This window comes from Bosea sp. RAC05 (assembly GCF_001713455.1).
In the GTDB taxonomy this organism is placed as follows: Bacteria; Pseudomonadota; Alphaproteobacteria; order Rhizobiales; family Beijerinckiaceae; genus Allobosea.
In genome coordinates this window covers 3,566,339-3,581,861 of sequence record NZ_CP016464.1, presented here as the reverse complement: position 1 = coordinate 3,581,861, position 15,523 = coordinate 3,566,339, and the positions used below count along the sequence as shown (strand labels likewise).

The following is a 15,523-nucleotide window of genomic DNA, read 5'->3' as shown; positions in this document are numbered from 1 at the left end:
TCCCCGCCGTGAGCGAGCGCTCCTATCTCGACGAGGCGCGCAACGCGGCGCTGGCCTTCGGCGACTCCCTTCTCGGCATGGCCAGGCCGCGGCTGCGGCTCGGCGTCACCGGGCTGTCGCGCTCGGGCAAGACCGTCTTCACCACGGCGCTGATCCAGAACCTGATCGAGGGCGCCGCGCTGCCGGTGCTGAAGGCGGCGGGCGAGGGGCGGATCGCCCGCGTGCGCCTCGTGCCGCAGCCCGACCCGGACATCCCGCGCTTTCCCTATGAGGCGCACCGGGCCGCGCTTTCGGGGCCGGAGCGGCGCTGGCCGGAGTCGACGCGGCGGATCTCGGAGCTGCGCGTCGAGATCGACTATGAGCGCGCCGCCGGCTGGTTCAAGGGGCCTGCGACACTCACCCTCGACATCGTCGATTATCCCGGCGAGTGGTTGCTCGACCTCGCCCTGATCGGTCAGGACTACAAGAGCTGGTCGCGCCAGGCGGTGGGCGATGCGCGCAAGGCGCATCGCCGCGCGGCGGCGGCGGCCTGGCTCGCCGACCTCCCGGCGCGCGATCCGTCTGGCGCGCCCGACGAGATGGCGGCGGAGGCTGCGAGCGACCTGTTCAAGGCCTATCTGGCGCGGCTGCGGGCTGATCCGGAGGCCGTGGCGGTGACGCCGCCGGGCCGCTTCCTGATGCCGGGCGATCTCGAGGGCTCGCCCGCCCTGACCTTCGCGCCGCTTGATCTCGGGGCCGACACGGAGCCCCAGGCCGGCACGCTGGCGGGGCTGATGGCGGAGCGGTTCGAGGCCTATAAGCGCGTCGTGGTGGCGCCGTTCTTCCGCGACCATTTCGCACGGCTCGACCGGCAGATCGTGCTGGTCGACGTGCTCGCCGCGCTCGATGCCGGGGCCCCGGCGCTGGCCGATCTCGAAACCGCGCTCGGCCAGGCGCTCGCCGCCTTCCAGGTCGGGCGCAATTCCTGGCTGTCGAGCCTGTTTGCGCCGCGTATCGAGCGGGTGCTCTTCGCCGCCACCAAGGCCGACCATGTCCACCACAGCAGCCATGACCGGCTGGCGGCGGTGATGTCCCATCTCGTCGCGCGGGCGGCCTCCCGTGCGCAGGGCGCGGGGGCGCGGGTCGAGTCGATGGCGCTTGCCGCCGTGCGGGCGACGCGCGAGGTTCGCATCCGGCAGGGCCGCGAGGAGTTGCCCGCCATCGCCGGCGTGCCGGAGTCGGGCGAGATCGTCGCCGGCGAGATCTTCGACGGTCTGAGCGAGGCCGCGATCTTTCCGGGCGAATTGCCGGAACGGCCCGAGGCTGTGTTCGATCCTGCCGCGAGCTGGCAGATCCGGGCCCCGCGCTTCCGGCCGCCCTTGGTCGCGCCCGATGCCGGCGGGCGCATGAGGCCGCCGCCGCAGATCCGGCTCGACCGCGCCCTGGAGTTCCTGATCGGAGACCGGCTGGCATGAGCAAGGCGCCGCGCGCGATCCGTCTCGATCCGACCGCCCCGGACGGGGGCCTCGGTCCGGCCGTGAGCCGGGGCGACGTCGCGATCCTGCCCGAGAGCGCGCCGATCGATGTCGCCGAGCCGGCTGCCGTGGCGCCCGTGAAGCGGCGCTGGTCCTGGGGCGGGCTCTTCGTCGCGGGGCTGTCGGGCTTCCTGGCGCTCGCCTTCGGCGTCTGGGCCGAGCAGACCATCGCCTGGCTGATGAGCCAGAGCCCCGTTCTGGGCTATGCCGCGCTCGCCTGCGCCGCGGTTGCCGCGCTGGCGCTCGCCGTCATGCTGGGGCGCGTGATCCGCGACATCCTGCGCGAGCGCAAGGTCGAGGCGCTCAGGCTGCGGGCGACCGCAGCGCTGGCGGATGGCAGCGTCGACGCGGCGAAGGCGGTCGCGGCCGAGTTGACCGCGCTCTACGGGACACGCGCGGAGACGGCCAAGGGCCGGGCGCAGCTCGCCGAGAGCCTGCCGCAGCTCTTTGCAGCCCGCGACGTGCTGGCGGTTGCCGAGCGCAGCCTGATGGTGCCGCTCGACGCGCTGGCGCAGGCCCAGATCGCCCAGGCGGCGCGGCGGGTCTCGCTTGTCACGGCGGTGAGCCCGCGCGCGCTGATCGACATCGTCTTCGTGCTCGTCGCCTGCGCGCGCCTGCTGCGGACGATCGCCGGCATCTATGCCGGCCGGCCCGGCACGCTCGGGCTGCTGCGGCTGGCCCGGCAGGTGCTCGGCCATCTCGTCGTCACCGGCGGCATCGCGGCGGGCGACGCCGTGATCCAGCAGGTGGTGGGGCAGGGGCTGGCGGCACGGATCTCGGCGAAGCTGGGCGAGGGCGTGCTCAACGGCCTGCTGACCGCGCGCATCGGGCTGGCGGCGCTGGCGGTGTGCCGGCCGATGCCCTTCGTCGAGGCGGCGCCGCCGACGCTGGGTGACGTCGCTGGCGATCTCGGATCCTGGCGCGACGCCCCGGAGCCCGGCACCGCCTGAGCGCAGGCGTGGCCGGTTCGCCTCGGCAGAATCTGCCGGGCGAGGGCGGATTTGACCCGGCTGAAACGGCTCTGAAACACTCCCGAAACCATCCAAGTCCCTGAGAAATCAGGCGCCACGCCGTGGCACATGGCGTGCAGTGCTCGCCCCGACAGTTGAGGGCCGCCCGATGAGGGCGCCGGTCGAGGTGAGGGTTACATGGGTGTCTTCAGTGCGTTGACCACGGCGGTTTCGGGGATGCAGGCGCAGTCCTATGCGCTGGAAAACATCTCCGGAAACATCGCCAATTCGCGGACGGCCGGCTTCAAGCGGGTCGATACGACCTTCTCCGATCTGGTGCCGGATTCGGCGCTGAACCGCCAGCTCTCCGGCTCGGTGACGGCCTACAGCCAGGCGACGAACTCGATCCAGGGCGACCTGACCTCGACCCGCATCGACACCAACGCCGCGATCAACGGAGACGGCTTCTTCGTCGTCGACCAGCGCCTGAGCGGGCTCGGCAGCAACACCCAGTTCTCCAACAGCAACCTCTACACGCGCCGCGGCGATTTCGACTTCGACGCCAACGGCTATCTCGTCAACGGGGCCGGCTACTATCTCAAGGGCCTGAAGATCGACACGGTCACCGGCCAGCTCGTCGGCACCCAGCCGGAGGTGCTGCGCATCACCAAGGAGCAGTTTCCGGCGAAGGCGACGACCTCGATCGAGTATCGCGCCAACATTCCCGCGAAACCCGGCACCAACAACGCCAATTCCAATCCCACCGTCGCCGGTTCGGAACTGCTGAACCCGGCGGGCTTCACCAGCAACCCGCTCTCGACCACGCAGGGCGGCACCGGCATCGTCATCGGCAGCGAGATCACGAGCTTCCTGAACCAGTCGATCCCGGGCGGTTCGGTGACCGTCTACGACTCGCTCGGCAAGGCGACGAGCGTCGAGCTGCGCTGGGCCAAGACCACGAATGCCGCGGCCGGCCCGCCGGCGACCGTCGACACCTGGAACCTATTCGTCGCCGAGAACACCGGCGCGACGGGCGGCGCGACGGCCTATCGCAACACCAACACCAGCGTCACCTTCGGCCCCACCGGGCAGCTCACCGCGCCGGCGACCGGCAACATCACCCTGCCGACCATGACCATCGCCGGCACGACGATCACCGGTGTCCAGGTCACCACCGGCGGCAACGGCCTGACCCAGAACGGCGACGTCAGCGGCCAGATCGACGCCCGCTCGATCCGGCAGGACGGCTACACCGCCGGCACGCTCGACCGCACCTCGGTCTCGGCCGACGGCCAGGTCATCGGCACCTTCAGCAACGGCCAGGTCGTGGCGCTGGCGCAGCTCTCGGTCGCCCGCTTCAACGCCGACAACGCGCTGAAGCGGCTGGATGGCGGCGCCTTCGAGGAGACGATCGAATCCGGCCCGCCGATCATCGGGCTCGGCACCTCGCAGCTCATCGGCGGCAACATCGAGCAGTCGAACACCGACATCGCCGACGAGTTCTCGAAGATGATCGTCACCCAGCAGGCCTATTCGGCCAACACCAAGGTGATCACCACCGCGCAGGAGATGCTGCGCGACGTCTTCAGCATCATCCGCTGACGGCTTTCAGGACGGATGAGGCGCGGCCCAGGAGGGCCGCGCGCCACGACAGGAGCCGACGATGGGTCTGAGCACCTCCCTCAACACGGCGATCTTGGGGCTGAACGCCACCCAGGTCGGCATCGGCGTCGTTTCGCAGAACGTCGCCAATGCGGGCACGGCCGGCTATGTGCGCCGCGTCGTCACGACCTCGGACAGCCTGAGCGGCCAGACCGTCGGCACCCAGACCACGCAGGTCCAGCGGCTGCTCGACAAGATCGTCCAGCACCAGCTCTGGCAGGAATCGGCGGGCGCCGCCTACACCTCGACGCGCGCCGACATGCTCGCCAGCGTCGACAAGCTCTACGGCGCACCCGGCAGCTCGACGGCGCTCGACACCATCTACAACGGCTTCACCTCGGCGCTGCAGGCCTTCCAGAACGACCCGTCGTCCTACAGCCTGCGGACCTCGGTGCTCGATTCGGCGACGCAGCTCGCCGGCCGCCTGAACACCCTGTCGGACGGGGTGCAGAGCCTGCGCTCGCAAGCGGAAAGCGGCATCGCCGCCGGCGTCAACAAGATCAACGATCTGCTCGGCGCGCTGACGACGGTGAATGCGCGGATCGTCGGTTCGCCGAACGATCCGGCGCTCGCCAATCTCAAGGACCAGCGCGACCTGATCCTCTCGGATCTGTCGCAGTACATGGACATCAAGACGAGCGAGGACGCCCGCGGGTCGACCAGCATCGTCACCAGCGGCGGCACGCAGATCTTCGACGGCCGCCCCTCCGTGGTGTTCAGCTTCGATGCCCGTTCCGGCCTCTCGCCCGACGACCAGTGGAGCAGCAATCCGGCGCAGCGCGGCGTCGGCACGATCACCATGTCGAACACGACGGGCGGTTCGCTCGACGCGATCGCCAACAAGACCTTCCGCTCCGGCGAGATCGCCGCGCTGATCGAGATGCGCGACACGACGCTGGTGCAGGCCCAGACCCAGCTCGACGAGATCGCGGCGCAGCTCGCCAGCGCGCTGTCGGACCGCGAGATCGCCGGCACGGCCGTCACCGCCGGTGCCGTCACCGGCTTCGACGTCGATCTCACCGGTCTCCAGGCCGGCAACAAGGTGACGCTCGACTATGCGGTGACGCCCGGTGGCGCGACGCAGCGCTTCACCTTCGTGCGCGTCGACTCGGCGGCCTCGCTGCCGCTGCCGGCGTCGGCCGGTGGCGATGCCAACAACCGCGTGGTCGGCATCGACTTTTCGGGCGGTCCCGCTTCGGTCGCCGCGCAGATGCAGACGGCGCTCGGCGGCGGCTTCACCGTCTCCAACACCGGCTCGGTGCTGCGCATCGTCGACGACGGAGCCGCCGGCACGCGCGACGTCAAGGCGCTGACCGCGCGCCCGACCGCCACGACGCTGTCGTCCGTCGGCGGCAGCGCGGAACTGCCCTTCTTCGTCGACAGCGGCGCCAGTGGCGGCGTCTTCACCGGCTCCTACGACAATGGTTCGCAGACGCTGGGCTTCGCCGGGCGCATCCAGCTCAACCAGGCGCTGGTCGCCGACCGCTCCAAGCTCGTGGCCTTCGAGCCGACGACCGCCCAGGGCGACACGACGCGGCCGAAGCTGCTGCTCGACCGGCTGACGCAGAGCCAGCGGGCCGTGACCAACCGGCTCGGCATCGACGGCTCGACCGCGACCACGAACGTCACCGTCTCCGGCCTCGTCCAGCGCGTCGTCTCGACGCAAGGACAGGCGGTCGAGGCCGCCAAGCGTCTCGACGAGGGGCAGAAGGTCGCGCTCGCTGCAATACAGAGCCGCTTCCAGGAGACCGCGCAGGTCAGCGTCGACCAGGAAATGGCGACGCTGATCGAGCTGCAGAACGCCTATGCCGCCAACGCCCGCATCATCTCCACGGTCAAGGAGATGATGGACGTGCTGATGAGAGTGTGAGCGCGCCATGACCATTTCGTCCTATGGCTCCGGAGCTTATCGCGCGGCGACGCCGAACCGCCTGGTCTCGACCCGCGCCGACCTCACCGATCTCGAGCGCCAGCTCGCGACGCAGCAGCGCGCCGAAACCTATGGCGATCTCGGCACGGACCGGCTCACCAGCCTCGACCTCAACGCCAAGATCTCCACCCTCGATTCCTGGCTGGAAGGGATCACGCGCGGCAACGTCAACCTCCAGCTTTCCTCGAAGGCGGTCGAGAACTACGCCAAGCTGACGACCGAGACGGTCAACGACACGCGCTCCAACACCTATATCCCGAGCTCGACGGGCCGCTCGGCGCCGCAGGTTCTGGCCGAGGAGAAGTTCAAGCAGACGCTCGACCTGCTCAACACGCAGGTGAACGGCCGCTACCTGTTCTCCGGCAAGACCTCCGACGTGCAGCCGACGCTCGGCTATACCGAGATCATCGAGGGCGATGGCGCCGGCCGGGCCGGCCTGCGCCAGCTGATCGACGAGCGCCGCCAGGCCGATCTCGGCGTCGCCGGGCTCGGACGCCTGACCACGGGCGGGGCCGCGGCAACGGCGACGATCGCCGACGAGGCGCCGGCGCATGGCTACGGCTTCAAGCTCGCCGGAGCCACCAGCTCCTCGGCCGCGATGACCCCGGCCTTCACCGCCGGGCCGCCGGCCAACCTGACCGTCACCGTCGCCAGCCAGCCGGCGGTCGGCGATACGCTGCGCGTCCAGCTCACCCTGCCGGACGGCACGACGGAGGAGATCGTGCTGGCGGCACGCGCCACCGGCACGACCGGCCAGGCCAGCGACAGCTTCGAGATCGGCGTCGACGTCAACGCGACGGCGACCAATCTGCGCGCCTCGATCACCGCCGCGCTTGGCAAGGAGGCCGCGACGACGCTCTCGGCCGCGTCCTCGCAGGTGGCGGCGCGCAATTTCTTCGCGGGCACCGCGAGCAGCCCGCCGCTGCGGGTGCCGGGCCCGCCCTACAACACGGCGACGGCCGCGCCCGCCGCCGGCACGCCGGCCAATACGGTGATCTGGTATCGCGGCGACGACGGCAGCGATCCGGCGCGCAGCACCGCCTCGGTGCAGGTCGACAAGGGCCAGATCGTCGGCACCGGTGCGCGCGCCAACGAGGAGGCCTTCCGGATCGGGCTGGCGCAGTTCGCGATCATGGCGGTGGAGACCTTCCCGGCCAACGACGCCAACTCGCAGTCCCGCTACGAGGCCATGACGGCGCGCGTCAGCGACCGTCTCGCCTTCGGCAACGGCGCCCAGAAGCCGGCCGAGATCATCACCGAGTTCGGCTCGGCGCAGACCGCCCTGGCACGGGCGAAAGAGCGTCACGAGAGCACCAAGAACTATCTGGGCACGACGCTGTCGAGCGTCGAGACGGTTTCCCGAGAGGAGGTGGCGGTGCAGATCCTGTCGCTGCAGACGCAGCTCCAGGCGAGCTACGAGACCACCTCGATCCTCTCCAAGCTGACGCTGACCAACTATCTCTGAGGGTTCGCCGAACGAGAAAGGGCGCCACCGCTCGCGGTGGCGCCCTTGCGGCGTTTCGGGGCGGGGCTGAAGCGCCGCCTCAGCGGCCGCGCAGGCCGGCGGCGATGTCGCGGTTGATGCTGACGAGCACGGGCAGGCCCTCGCGGGTCGGGTTCGCCGCGACCTTGAAGGTCTGGTTGAAGATGAAGTTCGCCAGGCTCAGGATGTTGGTCTTGATGCCGACGGGGAGGGGGTTGTCCTCGGCGATCACGGCCGAGACCAGCAGCGTCCAGAGCTTGCGGTTGTAGGCGAGCGCATCGTCGAGATCGCGATCGGCCAGCGTCCAGTCGTCATGGATCGCCTGGAGGCGGACGGCGGCCTTGATGAGGAGGGAGGCTTCGAGTTCGCGAGGGGAAACGACGGCCTGGTTGGCCCGCGAGGCGGAGGCGTAAGCGCTAAACCCGTGTTGCATTCTCGATGAGTTCCGCTTCGTAAGCGATCAGCTTCTTGGCTGCCTTGAGAGCTTTGTAGAGGTCGCTGCTTAAGATGCGGTTATTGATCTCGTGAATATGCGGCAGAGCGCTCGGCGCGGCCTGGACGAAGTCGCGCACCAGCTCGAAATAGACCTGATGCTGGTACATCGGGTCCTGGGCCAGATACATGAGCTGGATGGCGAGATAGATCTTCTTCGCCGGGCTGTCGGCGGTGGCGGGCGTGAGGATGTCCTTCTCGCGCAGGATCGGCGCGTCGCCCTCGATGAAGAAGCGGGTCCGCTGCTCGTCGTTGCGGATCACCACCTGGCCGATGATGATGCGCTCGCGGGGCTTGAGTTCGACCTTGAGGGCCATGACGATCCTGCCTTCTGGCTGGAGAGGAGGGGGCTTTCGCCCCCGGACGATTAGCTGAAGAGCCGCAGCACGCTCTGGTCGGCCTGCGAGGCGAGCGAGAGCGCGGTCTGCGAGAGCTGCTGGCGGGTGTTGAGGGCGAGCAGCTTGGCGCCTTCCTCATTGGAGTCGGCGAGCACGAGGTTGTCGGCGCCGATGGTCAGGGTGTTGACCATCTCCTTGGTGAAGTCCTGCCGGGTCTGCGCGACCGAGAGGTTCGAACCGAAGGTCGAGGCCAGCGAGCGCAGCGAGGTCAGCGCGTTCGAGAGCGAGCCGGTCGCCTTTTCGAGGTCGAGGTCGTTCTGGAAGTTGAAGAAGCCGGCCAGCTGCGTGTTGATCGCCTGCGGGATGCCGAGGTTCTCGGCGGTCAGGTTGGTGCCCTGGATGTCCAGCTTGGTCTGGTTGGTGCCGGCCTTCTCGTTGAAGGCGATCGAGAGACGGTCGCCGGCCAGCAGGTTGATGCCGTTGAAGCTCGAATCCTTGGCGAGCTGGTCGATCTGCGTGCGCAGGTCGTTGAACTGCTGGATCAGGTTCGAGCGGACCGCCGAGGTGACGCCGGAGGAGGCGATACCGGTGGTGCGGTCGGTGGCGTTGAGGCCGAAGGCGGCGCTCTGGGCACCGGTCGACGAGGCGGTCACCGCCGCGCCGGCGTTGGCGCCCGCGCCGATGCCGACGCCGAGCGTCTCGGAGCCGATGCCCTTGACGTTGAGCAGGCCCTTCTCGTCGACGAAGGCGGTGGCGACGCCCGACGCGTTGATCGCGTTGACGACGTCGCGGACGGTGGTGTTGGCCGTCAGGGTGACGCCGATATTGGTGGTCGAGGTCGGGGCGCCGACCGGGCCGGTGGTGATCTGGATGTTCAGGGCCGGCGTCGCGGTGACGTCGATGCCGAGGTCGCCCGCCGCGCCTGCCGTCGCCGCCGTCACGACCGTGTCGCCGGCGCTGCCGACGCGCTTGTCGAGGGCGATGTCCTTCAGGCTCTTGTTGGTCGCCTGGGTTTCGGCGGCGCTGGCGAGCGCCGTGCCCGTGCCGATGACGGTGGGCCGGTTCTGGGCGGCGTCGGCCTGGGCCTGCTTGACCGTCGACTGCAGCGACTGGACCAGCTTGGAGATGCCGTCGATGCCCTTGGAGGCCGCCTGGATCGTCTGGATGCCGTTCGAGATGCCGTCGAGCAGGCCGCCCAACTGGCTGCCTCGGTCGTTGAGCGACTGGGCGGTGAAGTAGTTGACCGGGTTGTCGATGGCCGAATTGACCTTGCGGCCCGTCGCGAGGCGGTTCTGCAGGACAGCCTGTTCGCTCGTCGTCTTCTGGAGCGTGAGCAGGTTGTTGCGCACGCCACTGGAAAGAATCGTGTTCGCCATCTTCGGTCCCCTGAAGCGCGATTCTGCGCTCGTGCGGTGATGACCGATAATTCCCCGTTAAGGATAACAAACCGTTAATGCGGCGGCGATGGCGTTCACGAATGAAAAAAGGCGGCGGAGCCGTGGCTCCGCCGCCTTCTTGTCTTCGGCCCACATCCTGTGGGCTGCCCGCTTTCTGCGGACGAAGGATCAGAACAGACGCAGGACGGCCTGGTCGGACTGCGAGGAGAGCGACAGAGCGGTCTGGGACAGCTGCTGGCGGGTCTGCAGCGAGAGCAGGTTCGCGGCTTCCTCGTTGGCGTCGGCGTTCACCAGGTTCGCGGCGCCGGTCGAGAGGACGTCGGCCAGGTCCTTGGTGAAATCCTGGCGGGTCTGGGCGACCGACAGGTTGGCACCGAAGGTCGACGACAGCGACTTCAGCGAGGTGAGGGCGCTCGTCAGGGCCGTGGTGGCCTTTTCCAGATCGGAGTCGTTCTGGAAGTTGATCGTCCCCGCCACCTGGGCGTTGCCGGCCTGCTGGATGCCGATGTTGTCGGACGTCAGGCTCGTGCCCTGGATGTCGAGCTTGGTCTGGTTCTTGCCGCCCTTTTCGTTGAAGGCGATCGTCACCTTGTCGCCCTGCAGCAGGTTGACGCCGTTGAAGCCCGCATCCTTGGCCAGCGAGTCGATCTGCGTGCGCAGGGTGTTGTACTGCTCGATCAGGTTCGAACGCGTCGCCGAGGTCACGCCGGAGGAGGCGATACCCGTGGTGCGGTCGGTGGCGTTGAGGCCGAAGGCGGCGTTCGACGTACCGGTCGCCGAAGCCGTGGTGGCGGCAGCGGCATCCGCACCGACACCGATACCGACGCCGAGCGTCTCGGAGCCCGTGCCCTTGACGTTGAGCAGGCCCTTCTCGTCGACGAAGGCGGTGGCGACGCCCGAGGTGTTGATCGCGTTCACGACGTCACGGACGGTCGTGTTGGCGGTCAGCGCGACGGAGATGTTGGTCGTCGAGGTCGCGGCGGCCGGGTTGGTGACGATCTGGATGTTCAGGGCCGGCGTGGCGGTGGTGTCGACACCGAGGTCACCCGCGGCGCTGGCGGTGGCGGTGGCGACGGTCGTGTCGCCGGCGCTGCCGACGCGCTTGTCGAGGGCGATGTCCTTCAGGCTCTTGCTGGTCAGCGCGGCTTCGCCGGCGGTGGCCAGGGTCGTGCCGGTGCCGACGACGGTCGGGCGGTTCTGAGCCGCGTCGGCCTGCGCCTGCTTGACGGTGGACTGGAGCGAGCTGACGAGCTTGGTGATGCCGTCGATGCCCTTGGAGGCGGCCTGCACCGTCTGGATGCCGTTGGAGATGCCGTCGAGCAGGCCCTTGAGCTGGCTCGAGCGATCGTTCAGCGACTGGGCGGTGAAGAAGTTGACCGGATTGTCGACGGCCGTGTTGACCTTCTTGCCGGTGGCGAGACGGTTCTGAACAGCGGCGGCCTGGCTGGTGATGGTCTGGAGCGAGGCGAGCGAGGAACGGACGCCGTTCGAGATAGCGGTGGCCATGGTGATAAACCCTTCTGGTTTGGTGCCTTCTGGCAGTCGCGATCATTCTGGCCGCGACGGGTGGACCATCCCTCCCGAGCTCGTAACAGGAGGTAAATTTCGGTCGTCGAATGCCGCGCGTCCGGACCGGGCTGCGATCGTGGTTAACGGAACGGCAATGCTCGGCAGGGGTGGCCAACAGCAGAACGCCCGCGCGAGGCGGGCGTTGCTGTCTGTGAAAGATGAGATGAAGGGGAGGCGGCCCGGTGCCCTCAGGCGATGCGCTCGACCTGCGGGGCCACCGGCTGCTCCTCCGCATCGCGGGCGCGGTCGGCGAGTTCGCGCGAATAGATCCGCAGTTTCAGCATGGTCTCGTCGGGCAATTGCGAGATCGTCTCCCCGGTGTCGCGGTCGCGCTGCTGCATCACGATGGCGCGCGTGCGCGGCTCGATGACGATGCGCCGCTCGACGGCGGCATCGAGATCCTGCTCGGCCTGGCGCTCCTGCTGCTGCCCCTCCGCGCTGCGGCGCGCGAAGGCGGCGCGGGTCTGGAGGTCGCGCGTGCGGGCATCGATGTCGCGGGCGCTGCGTTCCTGGGCGCGCAGATCGAGCTTCACGGCCTCGCCCACCTGGGCGGACTGGACCGTCTGCTCGGGCGGCAGCTCGACCGAGACGCTGCCTTGCGCGGCGACGACGTCGGCGCGAGGGACGACGGGGATGCCTCCGATGGGCGCCGTGCGGGGCGCATTGCCGAAATCCATGGACCACTCCTTCTGGAGTCACGGCGCAGCGGTGTCGACCGCTGCCAGCCGTCCGTCCGGACGGGTCAGACCTGTCCGAACCTGGCCACGCTGGCAGAGAAACTTGAATCCGACGTCAAGAAATTAGGTAAATATTGAGAGGTTTCGGCGCAGCCGCCTGATTTTGTTTGCGGCGACGGCTCACAGCCGGCGCGAAACCATCAGCGGGCCGGCATTGGGTCGCGCGAAGGCGCCGGCGCCGACGGTCGCGGTCGGGCCGTAGCCCGCCGCGCGGCTCGGGCGGTTCGCATCGGCGGCGAGGTCGCGGATGATCGATTCCGAGACGGCGCGCGCGGTCGCCAGCACGATCTGGTTGGTCTCGATCAGCGTCTGGAAGGCGTGGTGAGAGGCCTTGAGGCGCTGCACCTGGTCGGGCACGAAGCGCGCCAGCGCCACTGCATTGAGCTTCACCTGCTCGACGCCGCGCATATAGATGCCGGCGAGCTCGGTCTTGCGCGGTTCGCGCGTCATCGCCTCGGGCAGCCGCCCGGCGCGGACTAGCTCGGTCTCCTCGCCGACCAGATGCGACAGCGCCGCCAGCGCCTCGAGCACGCTCTCGACCAGCGCCCTGGCTTCCAGCGCCGTCGCGATGCGCGGCCGTTCGTCGAGAACGCGTCTGGCGAACGACATTCATCAGGCTCCGAAGGACTGGGCCGCGCCGGACTGCTCCTGCACGCGCAGGAGATCGCGCAGGATGCTGTCGGAGAGGCCGATGCCGCCGGCCTTCTGGATCTGCTTGGCGTATTCCTGGGTGAGCTGCGACTTGTAGACGTCGCCGCCGATCCCGTTCTCGCCGAGCGGGCCTTCGCTGCCCGAGGGGGCGGCGGTGAGCTGCTGCGTCACCTGCTCGAGGAACATCGTCTCGAAATCGTCGGCCTGCTTCTTGGCCTTGGCGGTGGCCGGGTCGAGGGCGTTGGAGAGCCCGTTGACCAGGCTGCCGGCGAGGTTGAGGCCGATCTTGGCGGCGGGCATCGCAAGGGTAGGGCTCATCACATCACCTCGATTTCGGCCTGGAGGGCGCCGGACGCCTTGATGGCCTGGAGAATGGAGATCAGGTCGCGCGGCCCGATGCCGAGCGCGTTCAGGCCGTCGACGAGTTCGGCCAGCGTCACGCTCTCGCGGACCAGGGCGAGCTTGTTGCCGCCGCCGGTGTCGACCTTCACATTGGTGCGCGGCGTCACCACCGTCTCGCCATTGGCGAGGGGCCCGGGCTGGCTCACCTGGGGCTGCTCGGTGATGGTGACGGTCAGGTTGCCCTGCGCCACCGCCACGGTCGACACCCGCACGTCCCGGCCCATGACGATGATGCCGGAGCGCTCGTCGATGACGATGCGGGCGAGCTGGTCGGGCTCGATGCGCAGCTGCTCGATCTCGGTGAGCATGCGGATCATGTTGCCCTGGAAGCGCGGCGGGATCTGCAGGACGACCGTGGAGGGGTCGGTCGGCTCGGCCGCGTCGCCGCCGAGGAAATCATTGATCGCGGCGGCCATGCGGCGCGCGGTGGTGAAGTCGGGGTTGCGCAGCGACAGCCGCAGCGTCTTGAGCTTGTTCAGCGCGAAGTCGATCTCGCGCTCGACCACGCCGCCATTGGCGATGCGGCCGACGGTGGGCACGCCGCGGGTGATCTTGCTGGCGTCGCCCTCGGCCGAGAAGCCGGCGATCGCGACCGGCCCCTGCGAGACCGCATAGACCTCGCCGTCGGCGCCGAGCAGCGGCGTCACCAGCAGGGTGCCGCCCTGCAGCGACTTGGCATCGCCGAGAGCCGAGACGGTGACGTCGATGCGCGTGCCCTGGGTGGCGAAGGGCGGCAGGTTGGCGGTCACCATCACGGCGGCGACGTTGGCGGTGCGCATGTTGGCGCCGCGCGTGTTGACGCCGAGGCGCTCCAGCATCGCGGTCAGCGACTGCTTGGTGAAGGGGGCGTTGTTGAGCGTGTCGCCGGTGCCGTTGAGGCCGACGACGATGCCGTAGCCGAGGATCTGGTTGGAGCGGACGCCCTCGACCGAGGCGAGATCCTTGATCCGGGAGAGCGCGTGGGCCGGGCCGGCGGCCATGGCGAGGCCGAGCGCCAGCAGCGCGGCGAGCGGCGTCACCAGGGATTTCAGGGCGGCTTTGCGAAACATGGTCTCACCGGCTGGAGAAAAGCGGTCGCCTTCGACCCTGCGATCCCCATGCCAGACCGCGACAAATTGAAAACGCTGATTTATCAGTTGTTTGGAAATGCGGCGCAGGGTGATGCCACGCCGAAGACGCCGGCCGATCCTGCCGGGGCGGCAGTTTCTGCCGGGTGGTTTACCGTCTGTTAACCATGCCGGCGCGAGGGTTTTTTCATGACCGATATCGCGAGGCGACCATGATCCGGATCGACCAGCGCGCACCCATCTCCAACGTCGGCCCGGCCGGGACGGCGCGGCGCTCGGGCGGCGCCGCCTTCACATTGCCGACCAAGGAGGGCGCGGCCAGCAGCCGCAGCGCCGGGATCGCCGCGTCCGGCCCGCTCGACATGCTCCTGGCCGTCCAGGCCTATGAGGAACCGGCGGAGCGCAAGAAGCGCCAGGCCAAGCGCGGCCACGACCTGCTCGACGGGCTCGACCGGCTCAAGGCGGCGCTGCTCTCAGGCCGCGTCAACCTCTCCGAGCTGGAGCAGATCCGGGCCAATCTCGCCCAGCGCCGCGAGGCGACCGACGACCCGCGCCTCGACGACGTGCTGGCGCATATCGAACTGCGCGCCGCGGTGGAACTGGCCAAGCTCGGGCGGTAGGCGAGGGCGTCATGGTCGGGCTTGACCCGACCATCTCGGAAACCAGAGCCCTCTTGTCCTGAGATTCTCGGGTCTGCGCTTCGCTTCGCCCGAGAATGACGTGCGAGCGATGCCTACCTTATGAACTGATCCGCATAGTCGGCGCCGAGCCCGTTGCTGGCGTAATGTGCGCGGCACTTGTCGAGCCGCGTGAAGACGTCGTCATAGCCGAGGCATTTGCCGTCGGGATCGACATAGATCATCGCGCCGTTGACCTGGAACATGGTGATCATCTCCTCGGTGTCGGGATCGACCACCAGCGTATGGGTCTCGCCCGGCGCCTCGTAGACGTAAGCCCCTTCCGTCGCGACCCAGTCATGCTCGAGGTAGCGCCACTTCCCCTTCAGCACATAGCCATGGACCGGCTGGGGGTGGCGATGGCGCGAGAGCACGCCGGAGCGGCGCACGCGCAGCAGGTTCATCCAGTAGCCGCGGGTCACGCTGAGGCAGAGGGGCCGGAACCAGACATTGTCGTCGACCGGGACCCAGACGCGCTCGTCGGTCGGAATGACGTTGGGCACGATCAGCTCGGGCGGGGAATCCTTCGGCTGGGGATGGCGATAGGGCGTCCAGCGCTCGGCCTCGCTGGCGGCGACCGGAATGGGGCTGACCTTGTTCATGGCGTTTCTCCCGTTCGATGTTGGCTGAATCCTCGTTGCCGAACTGATTCAG

The 15,523-nt window shown here is 68.7% G+C and carries 15 protein-coding genes; 6 read left to right on the top strand and 9 right to left on the bottom strand.

Translation table 11 applies throughout. The annotated features are described in order from the left end of the window. Nucleotides 1–8 precede the first annotated feature (8 nt). The 5 genes from BSY19_RS20445 (at nucleotide 9) to BSY19_RS20425 (ending at nucleotide 7,521) form a co-directional block, all read left to right on the top strand. Complete coding sequence (locus BSY19_RS20445) at nucleotides 9–1,454, top strand: YcjX family GTP-binding protein (protein WP_069055744.1); 1,446 nt, start codon at nucleotides 9–11, stop codon at nucleotides 1,452–1,454. Then, a complete protein-coding gene (locus BSY19_RS20440; protein WP_069055743.1) occupies nucleotides 1,451–2,464 on the top strand; it encodes a YcjF family protein in 1,014 nt (337 codons plus the stop codon). Before BSY19_RS20445 ends, BSY19_RS20440 begins: the two co-directional genes overlap by 4 nt. A gap of 198 nt (nucleotides 2,465–2,662) precedes the next feature. Continuing rightward, entirely contained in the window at nucleotides 2,663–4,066 is a 1,404-nt protein-coding gene (locus tag BSY19_RS20435) for a flagellar hook protein FlgE (protein WP_069055742.1), read from the top strand. A gap of 61 nt (nucleotides 4,067–4,127) precedes the next feature. Then, nucleotides 4,128–5,996 carry a flagellar hook-associated protein FlgK gene (flgK, locus tag BSY19_RS20430; protein WP_069055741.1) on the top strand — a complete coding sequence of 623 codons (1,869 nt, stop codon included), beginning with the start codon at nucleotides 4,128–4,130 and terminating at the stop codon, nucleotides 5,994–5,996. Nucleotides 5,997–6,003: 7 nt separating this feature from the next. Then, entirely contained in the window at nucleotides 6,004–7,521 is a 1,518-nt protein-coding gene (locus BSY19_RS20425; RefSeq protein WP_069055740.1) for a hypothetical protein, read from the top strand. 79 nt (nucleotides 7,522–7,600) lie between these two features. Here the strand turns inward: BSY19_RS20425 and flaF are convergent, their stop codons facing one another. The 8 genes from flaF to BSY19_RS20385 form a co-directional block, all read right to left on the bottom strand. Further along, a complete protein-coding gene (gene flaF / locus BSY19_RS20420; RefSeq protein WP_069055739.1) occupies nucleotides 7,601–7,972 on the bottom strand; it encodes a flagellar biosynthesis regulator FlaF in 372 nt (123 codons plus the stop codon). After that, nucleotides 7,956–8,348 (bottom strand): flagellar biosynthesis repressor FlbT, encoded by a 393-nt coding sequence (gene flbT, locus BSY19_RS20415; RefSeq protein ID WP_069055738.1) that lies wholly within the window; start codon nucleotides 8,346–8,348, stop codon nucleotides 7,956–7,958. The genes flaF and flbT overlap by 17 nt, the downstream gene beginning before the upstream one ends. Before the next feature lie 50 nt (nucleotides 8,349–8,398). After that, nucleotides 8,399–9,745 (bottom strand): flagellin N-terminal helical domain-containing protein, encoded by a 1,347-nt coding sequence (locus BSY19_RS20410; RefSeq protein ID WP_069055737.1) that lies wholly within the window; start codon nucleotides 9,743–9,745, stop codon nucleotides 8,399–8,401. 189 nt (nucleotides 9,746–9,934) lie between these two features. Further along, a complete protein-coding gene (locus BSY19_RS20405; protein ID WP_069055736.1) occupies nucleotides 9,935–11,272 on the bottom strand; it encodes a flagellin N-terminal helical domain-containing protein in 1,338 nt (445 codons plus the stop codon). Nucleotides 11,273–11,523: 251 nt separating this feature from the next. After that, entirely contained in the window at nucleotides 11,524–12,012 is a 489-nt protein-coding gene (locus tag BSY19_RS20400) for a hypothetical protein (RefSeq protein ID WP_069055735.1), read from the bottom strand. Nucleotides 12,013–12,192: 180 nt separating this feature from the next. Continuing rightward, nucleotides 12,193–12,681 (bottom strand): hypothetical protein, encoded by a 489-nt coding sequence (locus tag BSY19_RS20395; protein ID WP_069055734.1) that lies wholly within the window; start codon nucleotides 12,679–12,681, stop codon nucleotides 12,193–12,195. Nucleotides 12,682–12,684: 3 nt separating this feature from the next. Next, nucleotides 12,685–13,041 (bottom strand): rod-binding protein, encoded by a 357-nt coding sequence (locus tag BSY19_RS20390; protein WP_069055733.1) that lies wholly within the window; start codon nucleotides 13,039–13,041, stop codon nucleotides 12,685–12,687. Beyond that, the gene (locus BSY19_RS20385) at nucleotides 13,041–14,174 is read right to left on the bottom strand and encodes a flagellar basal body P-ring protein FlgI (protein ID WP_069055732.1); all 1,134 of its coding nucleotides are present in this window, start codon (nucleotides 14,172–14,174) and stop codon (nucleotides 13,041–13,043) included. Before BSY19_RS20385 ends, BSY19_RS20390 begins: the two co-directional genes overlap by 1 nt. Before the next feature lie 230 nt (nucleotides 14,175–14,404). Between BSY19_RS20385 and BSY19_RS20380 the strand changes: the two genes are divergently transcribed. Beyond that, nucleotides 14,405–14,812: a flagellar assembly protein FliX gene (locus BSY19_RS20380; protein WP_083247733.1), complete on the top strand. Its 408-nt coding sequence runs from the start codon at nucleotides 14,405–14,407 to the stop codon at nucleotides 14,810–14,812. 113 nt (nucleotides 14,813–14,925) lie between these two features. Here the strand turns inward: BSY19_RS20380 and BSY19_RS20375 are convergent, their stop codons facing one another. Next, complete coding sequence (locus BSY19_RS20375; protein WP_069055731.1) at nucleotides 14,926–15,471, bottom strand: 2,4'-dihydroxyacetophenone dioxygenase family protein; 546 nt, start codon at nucleotides 15,469–15,471, stop codon at nucleotides 14,926–14,928. Nucleotides 15,472–15,523: the final 52 nt, after the last annotated feature.